The 14,342-nt window shown below is 69.2% G+C and carries 12 protein-coding genes; 11 read left to right on the top strand and 1 reads right to left on the bottom strand.

Translation table 11 applies throughout. From position 1 onward, the window contains the following. From D7V88_RS29740 to D7V88_RS29780, 9 genes are all read left to right on the top strand, one after another. A partial coding sequence (locus D7V88_RS29740) for a DUF4388 domain-containing protein (protein ID WP_372241132.1) occupies positions 1 to 1,790 on the top strand: 1,790 nt, incomplete at its 5' end. Between the two features lie 2 nt (positions 1,791 to 1,792). Continuing rightward, on the top strand, positions 1,793 to 3,577 hold the full coding sequence (locus tag D7V88_RS29745) for an ABC transporter ATP-binding protein (RefSeq protein WP_120543998.1): 1,785 nt from the start codon (positions 1,793 to 1,795) through the stop codon (positions 3,575 to 3,577). A 190-nt stretch (positions 3,578 to 3,767) separates the two neighbouring features. Continuing rightward, positions 3,768 to 4,934, top strand: coding sequence for a PHP domain-containing protein (locus tag D7V88_RS29750; RefSeq protein WP_244238474.1), 1,167 nt, complete (start codon positions 3,768 to 3,770; stop codon positions 4,932 to 4,934). A gap of 20 nt (positions 4,935 to 4,954) precedes the next feature. Then, a complete protein-coding gene (locus tag D7V88_RS29755) occupies positions 4,955 to 6,238 on the top strand; it encodes a 3-deoxy-D-manno-octulosonic acid transferase (RefSeq protein WP_120543999.1) in 1,284 nt (427 codons plus the stop codon). Next, entirely contained in the window at positions 6,235 to 7,236 is a 1,002-nt protein-coding gene (locus tag D7V88_RS29760) for a glycosyltransferase family 4 protein (protein ID WP_120544000.1), read from the top strand. The genes D7V88_RS29755 and D7V88_RS29760 overlap by 4 nt, the downstream gene beginning before the upstream one ends. After that, positions 7,236 to 8,267: a glycosyltransferase gene (locus tag D7V88_RS29765; protein ID WP_120544001.1), complete on the top strand. Its 1,032-nt coding sequence runs from the start codon at positions 7,236 to 7,238 to the stop codon at positions 8,265 to 8,267. Before D7V88_RS29760 ends, D7V88_RS29765 begins: the two co-directional genes overlap by 1 nt. Next, positions 8,264 to 9,406 carry a tetraacyldisaccharide 4'-kinase gene (lpxK, locus tag D7V88_RS29770; protein WP_120544002.1) on the top strand — a complete coding sequence of 381 codons (1,143 nt, stop codon included), beginning with the start codon at positions 8,264 to 8,266 and terminating at the stop codon, positions 9,404 to 9,406. The genes D7V88_RS29765 and lpxK overlap by 4 nt, the downstream gene beginning before the upstream one ends. Positions 9,407 to 9,437: 31 nt before the next feature. Further along, positions 9,438 to 10,451, top strand: coding sequence for a bifunctional heptose 7-phosphate kinase/heptose 1-phosphate adenyltransferase (locus D7V88_RS29775; protein ID WP_120544003.1), 1,014 nt, complete (start codon positions 9,438 to 9,440; stop codon positions 10,449 to 10,451). Further along, entirely contained in the window at positions 10,448 to 10,936 is a 489-nt protein-coding gene (locus D7V88_RS29780) for an adenylyltransferase/cytidyltransferase family protein (RefSeq protein WP_120544004.1), read from the top strand. The genes D7V88_RS29775 and D7V88_RS29780 overlap by 4 nt, the downstream gene beginning before the upstream one ends. 169 nt (positions 10,937 to 11,105) lie before the next feature. On the opposite strand, the gene D7V88_RS29785 is transcribed toward D7V88_RS29780, so the two are convergent. Next, positions 11,106 to 12,215, bottom strand: a complete 1,110-nt coding sequence (locus D7V88_RS29785; RefSeq protein WP_120544005.1) for a glycosyltransferase family 9 protein — start codon at positions 12,213 to 12,215, stop codon at positions 11,106 to 11,108. 81 nt (positions 12,216 to 12,296) lie between these two features. On the opposite strand from D7V88_RS29785, the gene D7V88_RS29790 reads away from it, so the two are divergent. Beyond that, the gene (locus D7V88_RS29790) at positions 12,297 to 13,175 is read left to right on the top strand and encodes a YicC/YloC family endoribonuclease (protein ID WP_120544006.1); all 879 of its coding nucleotides are present in this window, start codon (positions 12,297 to 12,299) and stop codon (positions 13,173 to 13,175) included. After that, the gene (gene gmk, locus D7V88_RS29795) at positions 13,172 to 13,795 is read left to right on the top strand and encodes a guanylate kinase (RefSeq protein ID WP_120544007.1); all 624 of its coding nucleotides are present in this window, start codon (positions 13,172 to 13,174) and stop codon (positions 13,793 to 13,795) included. Before D7V88_RS29790 ends, gmk begins: the two co-directional genes overlap by 4 nt. The last annotated feature ends 547 nt before the right edge of the window (positions 13,796 to 14,342 follow it).

The following is a 14,342-nucleotide window of genomic DNA, read 5'->3' on the forward strand; positions in this document are numbered from 1 at the left end:
ATGACGCCGTGATGGCGTTGGAGCACTTCTCGGCGGACAACCCGGACGTGGTGGTGCTGGGGGTGGACCTGCCGCGCGTGGAGGGGCAGCACGTCGTGCACCTCATCCGGGGGCACAGCCAGGGCGGGCGTGTTCCCATCGTGGCCATCGACAAGGGGCACCTGGGCCGGGCGCGTGGCGTGGGCTCGGTGTTGGACCTCAAGGTCAACGCCTACATCCCGGATCCGCTCAAGCCGGGCGAACTGGTGCCCCGGCTGGAGTCGCTGGTGAAGGCCGCGCAGGCCCAGGTGCTGACGGGCCTGTCCGCCACGCTGTCGCGCCCCGCCGTGGCGGCGGGGGACCTGAAGGCCTGGCCGTTGCCGGCGCTGTTGCACTCGCTCTACCGGCTGCGCCGCGACGGCGTGCTGGTGGTGGCCCACCGCGATTTGTGCCGGCGGGTGTACTTCCTGCGCGGCGGGCCGGTGAACTTCGACGCCTCCGCGAAGCAGGACGCGCTGCCCCGCTTCCTGCGCGAGCGAAAGGTCCTCACGGAGGCCCAGGAGCCGGCGGTGGTGGAGTCGCTGGCCTCGGGGCTGCGCATCGGCGCGGCGCTGGCGGACGTGGGCGTGGAGGCGGTGGGCGAGGAGCTGCTGTCCCTCCTGCGCGACTTCACCAGGGACCGGCTCGGCCGGGTGCTGGCCATGCGGGAGGGCCGCTTCGCCTTCTATGCCGGGGATGAGTTCTCCTCCGAAGTGGCGGCGGTGGATCAGCCCGCCCTGGCGCCCCTGTTGGAGGCGGCGCGCCAGCGGATGCCGTTGCGCGTGGTGGCGGCGGCGCTGCGGGCGCACCTGAACGAGTACCCGGTGCGTTCGGCGGACTTCGGCCGGGACCTCCAGGCGATGGCGCTGGACACGGAGGACATCAAGCTGGCCATGCAGGTGAATGGCCGCATCGTCCTGAAGGACCTGCTGGCGCACGGGCGCGCGGAGCTGCGGGCGGCGTACACGCTCCTGTGGTTCCTGCGGCTGACGGGCGGGGTGACGTTCTCGCCGGTGCCGGTGGCGTCGGGCACGGACGTGTTGAGCGCGGCGGCGCCGGATGTCATCGCGCCGCGCAAGCGCAAGACGCTGCCCGCGGAGACGGCGGCGGCGCTGCGTGAGGAAGCGGTGCGGATCATCACGCGCAGCTACTTCGGCGGGCTGGGCTTGCACATCGCGGCGGACAAGGAAGCGGTGGAGCGCGCGTACCACGAGACGGCGATGCGCTTTCATCCGGACACCTACGCGGAGTTCGACATCTCCGACCTGAAGGACCTGTTGGACCAGGTGCAGGAGAAGCTGTCCGCGTCGTACCGGGTGCTGAGCGTGGACGAGAAGCGCCGCGCCTACCTCCAGTACTTCTTCAGCCGGCAGGAGGTGGTGGGCCGGGCGACCGCCATCAACGTGGACGCGGAGATTTCACTGCGCCGGGGAGAGTCCGCGCTGAAGCGGGGCGACTACCGCACGGCCATCCAGGGCTTCCAGGAAGCGGTGGCGCTCAACGAACACGAGCCCGAGTACTACTCGTACCTCGCCTGGGCGCTGTACCGGGGTTCGGTGGGCTCGCTGATGCAGCGGGCGCTCGCGGCCCGCAAGGTGCTCAAGAAGGCGCTGACCCTGGATCCGTACCTGGAGCGGGCGCAGATCATCGCGGCCATCATCGAAATCGATCTGGACGACGCACCGCTCGCGCGAAAGAAGCTGATGAAGGTGCTGGAGCTGAACCCGTATTCGGTGCTCGCGAGGGCGGCGTTGCAGAAGGTGGTGAAGTAGCAATGCATCGAGTGCTGTGGCGACTGTTGCGCTACGCGCGGCCGCACGTGGGCGTCATCGTGCTGGCGTTCGTGTGCATGGCGGTGCTGGGGCTCGCCACGGGCGCGTACGCGTACCTGCTGGGCCCGGCCCTGCGCTTCCTCCTGTCGGGAGGAGAAGAAGGCTTCGCGAGCGCGCACAAGGTGCCGTGGCTCGCGGACCTGCCGCGCGAGGCGGCGCTCTGGGGCTTCCCGGTGTTCGTGTTGGCCGTGGGCGCGGTGAAGGGCGTGGGGTACCTGGGGCAGTTCTACTTCATGGGCCTGTTCGCGCAGCGCGTGGTGAAGGACGTGAGGCGCGACCTGTTCCTGCGGCTCACGGCGCTGTCACCGTCGCAGATGTCGAAGCAGCGGACGGGAGACCTGCTCAGCCGCTTCTCCTCGGACGTGATGGCGGTGGAGCTGGCCGCCATGTACACGGTCGGCTCGTACCTGCGCGACACGATCCAGGTGCTGGTGCTGGCGGTCGTGGCGCTGTCGATGAGTCCGATGTTGGGAGGGCTGATGCTGGCGGTGATTCCGCTGGCGGCGCTGCCCGCCTCGAAGCTGACGCGCAAGGTGTTGAAGGGGACGCGGGAGGGGCAGGCCCACCTGGGCCAGCTCGCGGGCCAACTGCACGAGGGCCTGGGAGGACTGCGAACCATCCAGGCCTTCAACGGCCAGAAGGCGGAGCTCACGCGCTTCGAATCCTACGCGAAGGCGCACGAGGAAGCGGTGGTGGGCGCGGCCTGGGCGCGAGGCGGGGTGCCGGGGTTGATGGAAGTGCTGGCGGCGGCGGCGCTGGCGGGAGCCCTGGGGTACGCGGCGGCGACGCGGGCGATGGAGCCGGAGGCGCTCCTGTCGCTGCTGACGGCGGTCATCCTCGTGTACCAGCCGGTGAAGGACCTGGGCCGGGTGACGCAGTTCGCGGTGCAGGCGGGGGCGGCGGGAGAGCGGCTCTTCGCGTTGCTCGACCTGAAGCACCCGGTGGAGGACGCGCCCGGAGCCATCCCCGCGCCCGCGATGCGGGAGTCGCTGCGGATGGAGGGCGTGCGCTTCTTCTACGGGGAGCGGCGCGCGCTCGAATCCCTGACGCTGGACCTGAAGGTGGGCCAGGTGGCGGCGCTGGTAGGCGGCAGCGGAGGCGGCAAGAGCACGGTGACGTCGATGTTGCTGCGCTTCGAGCGTCCGCAGGAAGGCCGCATCCTGCTGGATGGAGTGGACGCGGACACGTACACGGCGGCGAGTGTGCGGAGCCAGTTCGCGCTGGTGACGCAGGAGCCGCTGCTCTTTCACGGCACGGTGTTGGACAACCTGCGCCACGCGAGACCGGGCGCCACGCGGGAAGAAGTGGAGGCCGCGGCGAGGGTGGCGAACGCGGACAGCTTCATCCAGGCGCTGCCGCAGGGTTACGACACGCGCATCGGAGAGCGGGGCGTGACGCTGAGCGGAGGCCAGCGCCAGCGCCTGTGCATCGCCCGGGCGGTGCTGTCGAAGGCGCCGGTGCTGGTGCTGGACGAGGCGACCAGCAGCCTGGATCCGGAGAACGAGCGCGAGGTCCAGGCCGCGCTGGCCAAGGTCCTCCCGGGGCGCACCGCCCTGGTGATCGCGCACCGCCTGTCGACGGTGACGAGCGCGGATGTGATCCACGTGGTGGAAGCGGGACGCATCGTGGAGAGCGGAAGCCACGAGGAGCTGCTCCAGAAGGAGGGCCGCTACGCCGCCATGTGGCGCCTGCAGACGACGGGGGCCGTGGAGCGTGGCGCGGCATGAGGGCCACCTGCTCTTCAAGGCGAGGCGCCTGCGAGCCGCGATGCGTCCAGGTGGCGCCTGCGGACTTTGAGGCCCGTCAGGCGAAGCGGGGCGTAGAGACAACAGGCTCTTCACGCCCACGGTTGCTCGCGCGCCGTGCCTGCGGCGCAGGCCCCCGGACCCACCCCGCGGCCTCAGTGTGGAACCGCGCGTGAAGGCAGCGAAGCAGTTCATCTCCCTGGGGTTCCGGGCTGTGCTCGGAGTGCTGCTGCTCCTCCTGGGCATCGCGGGCTTCTTCGCCTTCGCGGCGGGCTTCGCGGACTACCCGGTGGTCCCTCCTTCGCCGAAGGAAAAGGCCTGGATCCGGGGCGCGTACCACGTGCACACCACCCGTTCGGATGGGAACGGGACGCCCGCGAAGGTCGCGGCGGCGGCGAAGGCCGCGGGCCTGGACTTCGTGGTGCTCACCGACCACAACGACCTCAAGCCCCCGACCGCGACGTGGATGGACGGCGTGTTGCTCATTCCCGGAGTGGAGCTCTCCACGAGCGCGGGCCATCTGGCCGCCTTCGGAATGCAGCGGCCGTTGCAGGACGTGAAGCCCTGGGGGCCCTCCGAACAAGCCGTGGCGGCGGTCGAAGCCGCCGGAGGCACGGCGGTCCTCGCCCATCCGGTCCAGAAGAAGAACCCCTGGACCGACGAAGCCACCGCACACCAGGTGCCCGGCTTCGAGCTGTACTCCGCGGACACCTTCTTCCGGCAGGCGCTGCGAAGTCCGGTGAGCCGGCTCCTGCCCGCGTTGGGAGCCTCCCTGATCAATCCGGTGCATGGCGTGATGCTGCTCGTGGCCCCCGAGCCGGAACCCACCGCGCGCTTCCTGGAACTGGCGCGAGAGCGCCCGAGACTCGCCCTGTGCGCGCACGATGCGCACGGCCTGCCCGCGTACGAAGCGGTCTTCAGCGCGCTCGACATGGAGTTCCCACCGGAGCTTCTGTCAGGCCGGCTGTCCCAGGACGCCCGCGAAGCCGCCGCACAGGTCACGAAGGCCCTGGCGAGCACCCAGGCCCTCTGCGTCTTCCGAGCCCTGGGCGCCCCGGAAGGCTTCGCCCTGGAGGGGTACGACGCACAAACCCGTGAAGCCCCCGTGGGCACGGTGCTCACGGTGCGCCTCCCGGAACACCTCCCGGGAACGGTCGAGGTCCGGGTGTGGGGAGATGGCCGCCTGGCCCCCGACGGGCAGCACATCGAACTGACGGGGCCTGGAGTGGTGCAGGTGGAGGTCTGGGCGCACGCGCCCGGCCGCTTCTTCGGCCACGAGTGGCGACCCTGGCTCGTCCCCAGCCCCGTGCGGGTGGTGCCGAGAGCACCGGGCATCTGATAGAGCGCGGGACGTCGCCCATGCGCCTGCTCTACATTGTCGCCACCTACGTCCTCTTCGCGCTGCTGTTCCCGGTGCTCTGCATGCACCGGAAGACGCGTCACGGGCTGATGCAGCGGCTGGGCTTCTACGCACCAGGAGACCTGCCCCGGGGAGAAGGCCCGCTGTTGTGGCTGCACGGAGCCAGCGCGGGAGACCTGCTGGCCCTGGCGCCCATGTTCGGTCCCCTGCGAAAGCGCTTTCCCGGGTGCCGCATCGTGCTCTCGACGATGACGGACAGCGGTCATGCGATGGCAAGAGACCGCCTGGCGAAGCAGATCGACGGAGTCATCTACGCGCCCTACGACCTGTGGGGAGCGACAAGAAGGGCCGTAAGGGCCCTGCGCCCGGACGTGCTGGTGCTGGAGTACACCGAGGTCTGGCCCAACCTCATCCGGGCCGCGAAGCGCTCTGGAGCCCGCGTGGTGATGACCAACGGGCGTTTCTCCCCAGCGAACGTGGGGAAGTACCGGACGCTCTTCGGGCTCATCGGAAATCCGCTGGAGGACATGGACCTGCTCCTGATGAGACAGGACGAAGAATCCGACCGGGCAAGGACCCTGGGAGCGCCGCCCGAACGGGTCCTCACCACCGGAAACACCAAGTTCGACGCCCTGGCCGCGGGCCCCGCTCCAGAGGACGAAGCGCTGCGAACCGCGCTGGGCCTGTCGCCGGGCCAACCCGTGTGGATCGCCGGAAGCACGCACGAGGGCGAGGAAGAAATCCTGTTGCAGGTGTATCAGCGTCTCCAAAGTCGCTGGCCCACGCTGGTCCTGGTCATCGCGCCGCGCTACGTGAACCGGGCCGAGCGCATCCTGTCCCTGGCGAAGGAGCAGGGCCTGAACGCGGGCCTGCGTTCCCAGGGCAATCCGGACCGGGCCGCGGTGGTGGTGATGGACTCGATGGGCGAGTTGTCGCGTGCCTACCGTCTGGCGACGGTGGTGTTCGTGGGAGGCTCGTTCACGAAGCGGGGTGGGCAGAACATCCTGGAGCCGGCGGGGCAGGGCAAGCCGGTGTTGTTCGGCCCGAACATGGACAACTTCAAGGACAGCGTCGCGGTGCTCGAAGGAAACGGAGGCATCCTGGTGGCGGATGGAGAAGCCCTGCACGCCGCGTTGGAGGACCTGCTCGCGAACCCTGACCGTCTGAGCGCTCTGGGAGCCAAGGCCGAAGCCACGGTGCGCCAGATCTCCGGGGCCAGCGAACGCAACGCCGAAGCCATGGCCGCGCTGCCACGCCGCAAGGCCGGGAACGCGAGCCCATGACGCTCATCGTCCATCCCCACTTCCACAAGCGGTACACGGGAGTGACCCGACACGTGGAGTCGGTGGTGCCCGCGCTCGCGAAGGGCGAAGAGACGCGGGTCATCGGCACGGGCCTGACGGCGGACCTGCCAAGAATCTCCTGGAGTGAGTTGGTCCACCGCGCCCAGCAGGAGCCCATCGTCTGGCATGCGCACCGGAACAACGAACTGCTCGCGGGAATGCTCCTGAAGGTCCTCGGGGAAGACGTCCGCCTCGTCTTCACGAGGCACACGTCGGTGGCCCCGACACGCTTCACCCGCTGGCTCGCGAGGGGCGCGGACGCGCTGGTGTCGCTCACGCATCAGATTTCGGAAGTCATCGCGCTCCCGTCCACGGTGATCTCCCACGGCATCGACCTGACGCGCTTCCGTCCGCCGGAAGACCGGGACGCCGCCTGGAAGCGACTGGGGCAGGGAGGGCGCTACGGCATCGGCGTCATCGGGCGGATCCGCAAGGAGAAGGGGCAGGGCGACTTCATCGAAGCCCTGCGGCCCTTGTTGCCGGAGCGGCCGGAGTGGCAGGCGGTGCTGGTGGGGCTCGCGAAGGGGCCGGACCTCGACTGGGTGAATGGCTTGCGCCAGGGCATCGAGGAGCGGGTGAAGCTCGCGGGAGAGCAGTCCACCATCGAGCCCTGGTACCAGGGCCTGAGCATCCTCGTGCATCCGTCCTACGCGGAGGGCTACTCGCTGGTGCACGTGGAGGCGATGGCGTCCGGCTGTTGCGTGGTGGCATCGAAGCTGCCCTACCTGGACACGCTCATCGAGCACGGCCGCACGGGCTTCTTCTTCGAACCCGGGGACGTGAAGGGGCTGCGCGACCTGTTGGATCAACTGACCCGTGAACCCGAGCGAGCACGTCAGGTGGGACGCAACGCCGAAGAGGAAGCGCGGAGTCGCTGCGGCGTCGAACACGAAGCCAGTGCGCTGAGCGACCTCTACCGTTCGCTGGTGGAGCGCTGATGCGCATCCTGCACCTGCTGGCGAGCCCGTTCTGGAGCGGCCCGGCGGAGAACGTCGCGTTGCTGGCTCAGGCGCAGCGAGCCCTGGGCCACGAAGTCACGGTCGCAGTGGACCGGAAGCGCAAGGACATCGCCGCGGAAGAGCCCGCCGTCCCGCGCTTCCAGGCACTAAGCCTCCTGGACGAGGGAGGCCTCGCGCTGTCCGTGAAGTCGCCACCGTGGGAAATGTGGAGTGACCTGCGAGCCCTCCGCCGAAGGCAGGTGGACGTGCTGCACGCCCACTTCACCCACGATCACCTGCTGGCCCGCTGGGGAACGCCGAAAGGCGCGGTGCGGATCCGCTCCATCCACGCGCCCCGCTCGTTGCGCTCCTCCCTGCCCGAAGCAGGCGCCTACACGGTGCCGGCAAGCCACCTGCAAGCAAAGCTCGAAGGACGACACCGCCCCGTCCAGGTACTGCCCGCCCTGGTGGATCCGATGTTCGAGCCAGCGAAGGACCGCAAGGCCCTGCGTCGAGCCCTGGGCCTTGGTGACACGCACCTCGTGGGAATGATCTCCACGTTCCAGGAGAGTCGGCGTCACGCGTTGGGAGTCGAAGCCTTCGGTGCATTCGCGCGCCAGCGTCCGCAAGCCCACCTCGTGCTGGTAGGCGACGGCGCCCTGCTCGAAGCGACCCGGGCCCAGGTCTCGCAGAGGGGCCTCAAGGATCAGGTGACTTTCGCGGGCTACCAGCAAGGCTCCGCCTTCGCGAAGTGGTTGCAGGCGCTGGACGAGGTCTGGATCCTCGGCTTGGGGAACGATTGGAGCGCGAGGGCCGCGGCCCAGGCGCGAGCCTGCGGAGTCCGGGTGGTGGCGGTGAAGGAGGGAGCGCTCCCGGACCTCGCGGACACGCAGGTGGAAGCCCCCACGGTGGACGCCGTGCTCGCCGCCGCCCTGTCTGGAGCGAGCGCGAAGAGCGAACACCCGACGAACGAGCGCATCGCCAGCGACATCTTGGACCTCTACAGGCAGGCAGCGGAGGTCCGTCGATGAGCGCCAGTCCGGGCACCGGACTCAGCACGCGAAGCCGCCATCAGCCCTCGGAGGCCAGCGCTCCCACGGCCCTGGAGCGGGTCTTCTATCCGCCAACGCCGGAGCCCTGGACCCGCAAGGCCCTCCTGTCCCCCCTGTCCCTGCTGTCCTGGACCTACAGCGGAGCGGTCCGCCTGAGAGGAGCGCTCTACGACTCGGGCCTGCTGCGAGCCGAACAAGTCGAAGGGCTGCGGGTCATCTCGGTCGGCAACGTCAACGTGGGAGGAACGGGAAAGACGCCAGCGGTGCTGCACCTGGCCGAAATGCTGAGCCGCGAAGGGCGCAAGGTTGGCATCCTCACGAGAGGCTACGGCCGCGAGTCACCGGAGCCCCTGACCTTCACGGGCGTCGAACCCGCGCCCAAGGTGACGGAAGCCGGAGACGAACCCCTGTTGCTGGCGCGCAGATGTCCACGGGCCCGACTCTTCGTGGGCGCCAACAGGGTCGCTGCGGCGCGCCGGGCCAGGGATGAGTTCGGCCTGGACACGGTCCTGCTGGACGACGGCTTCCAGCACCGCCGCCTCCACAGGGACGAAGACCTGGTGGTCGTGGACGAATCCGTGGGCCTGGGCAACGGCCACCTGCTCCCCAGGGGACCGCTGCGAGAGCCACCCTCGGCCCTGCGCCGCGCCACGCTCCTCTGGCTGAGAGCAGCGCCCCCGTCGTCAGCACCCACGGTCTCCATGCCCTGGCTCGAAGCCATCACGGCCCCCAGGGTCCGGACGCGCTACGGGCCCACGGGCTGGTGGGATTCCTCGGGCACGGAGCACGCGACGAGCGCGCTCGAAGGAAGGCCGGTCCTCGTGCTCGCGGGACTGGCGAGGCCCGGAGGCTTCCTGCGAACCGTCACCGGGCTCGGAGCGGAGGTGCGAGACGCGGCCCTCTTCCCGGATCACCACCCCTTCACGGCAGCCGAGCTGCGCGACGTCGAAGCTCGGGCCCGCCGGGAGGGCGCGCTCGTGGTGACGACGGAGAAGGACTCGGTCCGGCTGCCGCCGGGTTTCGAAGCCTGGGTGGTGCGGCTGGGAGTGGAAGTCCTGGAGGGCGAGCCTCATCTGCGGCGAGCACTCGGGCTCCCAGCCGCGACGCGCGACTTGTGAGGGCCAGGGTGCTGTGGGACAAAGCGCGCCCATGGCCGCGGCCCCGTCCTCACGTCCGACAGCTTCGTCCTCGCGGTTGCCACTCGCCTTCGCGCGCCGCCGGGTGTTGCTGGTGGGGGATCTGGTCGCCGACCACTACCTCTACGGGCAGACGGATCGGGTGAGCCGCGAGGCCCCGGTGCTCATCGTCCGCTACGAGTCCTCGGAAGTGAAACTGGGCGGTGGCGCCAACGTGGCGGCCAACGTCCGGACGCTGTCCGGTCAGGTGACAGCGGTGGGCGCATTGGGCGTGGATCCAATGGGCCGGTCGCTGCGCAAGCTCTTCGAAACCGCGGACATCCAACTGCACGCGGTCAGCAGCCGGAGCATCCAGACGGAGACGAAGACGCGAATCCTCGCGGGAGGCGTGAGCACCACGAGGCAGCAGATGCTCCGCGTGGACCAGGGGCAGCGAGGAGAACTCCCACCCCGCATGCGCAAGGCGATTGCCCGGCAGGTGGAAGCCTCCGCGAAGGACGCGGACGCGGTGGTGGTGTCGGACTACGGCGCCGGAGTGGTGGGCGACGAGGTCCGCGAGGTGCTGAGGACGCTCGCGGCGAAGGGACTCCCCGTCTGCGTGGACAGCCGCTACGCCCTCGCGTCGTTCACGGGCCTGACGGTGTGCAAGCCCAACGAGCCGGAGCTGGAGGCGCTCACGGGGCGTCCAGTGCGCACGAAGGAAGATCTGCTGGAGGCCGGACACGCGGCGGTGCGCAAGCTGGGGTGTCAGGCGCTGCTGGTGACCCGGGGCCGGCACGGCATGGCGCTCTTCGACACGAAGGGTGGCGTGGACCTGATCCCCGTGCACGGAGCGAAGTCGGCGGTGGACGTGACGGGAGCAGGGGACACGGTCATCGCCAGCCTCGCGTTGTCGCTCGCGGCCGGAGCTTCGTTTGGAGAGGCAGCGAGGCTCGCGAACGTGGCCGGAGCCCTGGTGGTGCAGAAACCCGGCACGGCGACGGTGTCCCGGGAAGAACTCCTCGGAGCGCTGCGGAGCCCGCGATGAACACCCTGGACAAGCTTCGCCCCCTCGCGGCCATCGCGGAGGAACGGGAACGCTGGCGGGAACAGGGGCGCACGGTGGCCCTGGCGAACGGGGTCTTCGACCTGTTGCACGTCGGGCACGTCCGGTATCTGGAGGGCGCGAAGGCCCTGGCGGACGTGCTGGTGGTGGCGGTGAACTCGGACGCCTCCACGAGGGCGTACAAGGGGCCGGGCCGCCCCCACATCCCTGAAGCCGAGCGCGCGGAGCTGGTGGCGGCCCTGTCCTGCACCGACCGGGTTGTCGTCTTCAACGAACCGAACGTGCGAATCATCATCCGGGCCCTCAAGCCCGACGTGCATGTGAAGGGGACGGACTACACGCCGGACTCCATTCCCGAGGGCGACGAGGTCCGGGCCTACGGAGGGAGGACCGCGGTGGCGGGAGATCCGAAGGACCACAGCACCACGGAACTGGCGCGAAGACTCGGCCGCGAAGGCACGAAGTAGCCCATGGTCCTGGATCCAGTGCTGAGGCCCATCCTGGGCTGCCCCCACTGCAAGGGGCCGCTTGAACCGCAAGAGGGACCCCCGCCCGAAGTCCACTGCCTCCGGTGTCTGCGAGCCTGGCCCGTGGAGCAGGGCATCCCGCAGATGGTGTCTGAACGGGAGCGACCGCTCACCCCGTGAGCGAACTCCGCTCCGCGACGAACGACCGGACCTCTTCGGCCACGCGTTGTTCCATGCCTGCGCCAGAGGCCCCATCCACCAGGGGAGTCAGGTCCACCATGCGATGGGGCCCGACCGCATGGCCCCAGCGTTCCATGTCCATGCGCAGGAAGAACGCCAACGTGGGTGCGCCCACGGCGACGGACAGGTGCATGGGCCCGGTGTTGTTGCAAACGGTCAGACCCGCGGCCCGCATGAGCGCGGCGAGCTCGTCGATGCTGGTGGCCGGAGCAAGTTCCGCCCCCGGAGCCCCGGAGAGCACGGCCTGCGCCAACGCCTCCTCACCCGGCCCCCACGTGACGATGGGCACATGGCCCAGCGAAATCAGCTCCCGGGCCGCCGCCGAAAACGCCTCGGCGGGAATGCGACGCTCGCCCAGTCGCCCCCCGGGATTGATGACCGCGCGTCGAGGCCCCTTCCCAGCGAAGCCTTCCAGATAGGTCCGGAACAAGGCTCCGAGCACCGGCTCCCGGAAGGAAAGCCCCTGGGTGACAGCACCCTGCGTCAGGGGGGTGAGAAGGTGCGTGCGTTGGACGGCTTCGTGCCGGGTGTCGGAGCGGGCAGGCACCGAAACCGACTGCAGAAGGGTCACGGGCCAGATGCCCGGCCCGATGACGACCGCTTTGGGCCCGACCATCCGGGCCACGAGCGCACTCGTCACCGAAGGGGCGCTCCAATTGGCGCAGTCCACCACGGTGTCGTAGCCCGCACGACGGAGCGCGCGGATGCCGGGCGCCAGGGGGCCCAGCCATAGCAGCCGCCGGTCGAAGCCCAGGACGGCATCCGCATCGGGATGTCCCTGGAGAACACGGACCACCTTGGTGTGCACCAGGATGTGCACTTCCGGGGGCGGGTGGACGAGTGCCTTGAGGGTCCGCAGCAACGGTGTGGTGAGCAGGGCTTCGCCCACACGGTTGTCGGGCCGGACCAGCAGGACCTTGCGAGGAGGGGAGAGGGGCGCTCCGAGCGAACGACGACGTCCGGGCCGCCAGAACAGGACTGAGGCCAGGAGCGTCAGCGCCAGCTTCGCCCACGTTTCGAGCCGCTTGTGCCACGCCATCGCGGCGGACCCTACCAGAATTGGAATGGACACAAGACGCTGGCTTGACCTCGGGGCGGAAAGCCCCTAGCACCCCGCCCGATGCTCAAAAGCATGACCGGATTTGGTTCGGGCCGCGCCCGCGTGGGAGACGAAGAGGTCTCCGTGGAGGCGCGTTCGCTCAACCACAAATTCTGCGAAGTGAAGGTCCGGCTGCCGCGCGAGCTGTCTGCGCTGGAGCCCGCGCTCGTGAAGCTGGTGAAGGACCGGCTCGCGCGAGGCTCGGTGGAAATCCTGGTGCGCCGTCAGGCCGCCACCGTCTCGGGCAACGTCCCCACGGTGGATGTCGCCCTCGCCCGCGAGTACGCGCGAGCCTTCCGCGAGGTCGCTGAAGCCCTGGGAGTGACAGCCGAGGTGGCCTGGTCGCAGGTGTCCAACCAGCCGGGCGTCATCCGCCTGGAGGAGAAGGGCGTGGACGTGGAGTCCGCCACCCAGGCCACCCAGGCCGCGCTCCAGCAGGCCCTCGCGGCGCTGGAGATGATGCGCAACACGGAGGGCGAGTCCATCCACACGGACCTCGACACCCGGATGAAGCTCATCGAGGGCTGGAGCCAGGAAGTGGCCCGGCTCGCGCCGCGAGCGGTGAACGACTATCAGCAGCGGCTCACCGAGCGTGTGGCGGAGCTCGCGCGCGGCGTCGCGGTGGATCCGCAGCGACTGGCGCAGGAAGTGGCCCTGTTCGCCGAGCGCACGGACATCGCCGAAGAAGTGACCCGGCTGGCGACCCACCTCGAGCAGTTCCGGCTCCTCATGGCGAGCCCCGAGCCGGTCGGCCGGCGCATGGATTTCCTCGTGCAGGAGATGCACCGCGAGGTGAACACGACGGGCTCCAAGAGCCAGCACGCGGAGATCTCCGCGCGCGTGGTCTCGATGAAGGCCGAGGTCGAGCGCATCCGCGAACAGGTGCAGAACGTCGAATGAACGAACCCTCTGGACTCCCGCCTGGCTTGTTGCTCGTCCTCTCCGCTCCTTCCGGCGCGGGAAAGACCACGCTCGCGCACCGACTCCTGAAGGAGATGCCGGACGGCATCTTCTCCACGAGCGTCACCACCCGCCGGCCCCGAGGCAAGGAGCAGGAAGGGGTGGACTACCACTTCGTCGGGGTGGCCACCTTCCAGCAGAAGATCGAACAGGGAGAGTTCGTGGAGTGGGCCGAAGTGCACGGCCACTTCTACGGAAGCCCCCAGTCGGTGGTGGATGAAGCGCGAAGCCGCCGGGGAACCGCTGTCTTCGACATCGACGTGCAGGGCGGGCAGTCCATCAAGCGCAAGCACCCTGACGCGGTCCTCATCTTCGTGCTGCCCCCCTCCATGGATGAGCTGGAGCGCCGTCTTCGGGACCGTCAGACGGACTCGGACGAGACCATCCGTCGCCGCATGCTGGGTGCCCGCTCGGAGATCGAGCGGGGAATCGCGTCCTACGACTACATCGTCGTGAACGACGACTTCGAGCGCGCCTATCAGGAACTGCGCTCGGTGGTGGTCGCGGAGCAGTGCCGGCGGGGAAGGGTGGACCTCACCAAGCTCAAGTTCGGGGGCTGATCGCCTCCGGGGAATCGGTGGAGCGGGATCCGGGTTTACCCTCCACCACGTCGCGCTGCGCTGGCGAACTGCATCAAACTTCTTGCGCTGCCTGGTCGCCTGTTGGATAAGCCGCACACCTCGCGGCGACACGCAGGCGTCACTCCGGTGGCACTTGAACGGCGCAGCGAAGTAGGAGTGGAGAAGGCGGTCCTCCCGGGCCTTCCGATCCGAACAGGGCACTGAAAACGCCCGGTTCTATCGGTGACGGGAAATTGACATTCTCCAAGCCGGTTCTTAGATGGTTGCCGCAGGTTGTTGATCAGCGGGCGTCGAAGGGGTTGGAGCGGGTTGCTGCCTCATGGGAGGCGGAGCTGATGCGGTGGCGGTCGGGAATCGGAAGAAGCAGGATCGTTGTTGACCCTGAACGCGGCGAAGAGATAGAAGCCGCGCCCCTCACCCGGAAGCCCGCGCACTGGCGCGGAAGGTACTTCTGGGAGAGAGCAGCACCGACAAGAAAATAGGGCAGTCAACGCGGAGTTGACAGCGAGCGCGGCGGTGGTAGAAG

Origin of the sequence: Corallococcus terminator (assembly GCF_003611635.1) — a bacterium.
GTDB lineage: Bacteria > Myxococcota > Myxococcia > Myxococcales > Myxococcaceae > Corallococcus > Corallococcus terminator.

What these genes read in the sequence shown, in the direction of transcription:
- D7V88_RS29775 (WP_120544003.1), top strand. Translation starts at nt 9,438, where the DNA reads ATGGCCGCGGCCCCGTCCTCACGTCCGACAGCTTCGTCCTCGCGGTTG.
- D7V88_RS29745 (WP_120543998.1), top strand. Translation starts at nt 1,793, where the DNA reads ATGCATCGAGTGCTGTGGCGACTGTTGCGCTACGCGCGGCCGCACGTG.
- D7V88_RS29790 (WP_120544006.1), top strand. Translation starts at nt 12,297, where the DNA reads ATGCTCAAAAGCATGACCGGATTTGGTTCGGGCCGCGCCCGCGTGGGA.
- D7V88_RS29785 (WP_120544005.1), bottom strand. Translation starts at nt 12,215, where the DNA reads ATGGCGTGGCACAAGCGGCTCGAAACGTGGGCGAAGCTGGCGCTGACG.
- gmk (WP_120544007.1), top strand. Translation starts at nt 13,172, where the DNA reads ATGAACGAACCCTCTGGACTCCCGCCTGGCTTGTTGCTCGTCCTCTCC.
- D7V88_RS29755 (WP_120543999.1), top strand. Translation starts at nt 4,955, where the DNA reads ATGCGCCTGCTCTACATTGTCGCCACCTACGTCCTCTTCGCGCTGCTG.
- D7V88_RS29760 (WP_120544000.1), top strand. Translation starts at nt 6,235, where the DNA reads ATGACGCTCATCGTCCATCCCCACTTCCACAAGCGGTACACGGGAGTG.
- D7V88_RS29780 (WP_120544004.1), top strand. Translation starts at nt 10,448, where the DNA reads ATGAACACCCTGGACAAGCTTCGCCCCCTCGCGGCCATCGCGGAGGAA.
- lpxK (WP_120544002.1), top strand. Translation starts at nt 8,264, where the DNA reads ATGAGCGCCAGTCCGGGCACCGGACTCAGCACGCGAAGCCGCCATCAG.
- D7V88_RS29765 (WP_120544001.1), top strand. Translation starts at nt 7,236, where the DNA reads ATGCGCATCCTGCACCTGCTGGCGAGCCCGTTCTGGAGCGGCCCGGCG.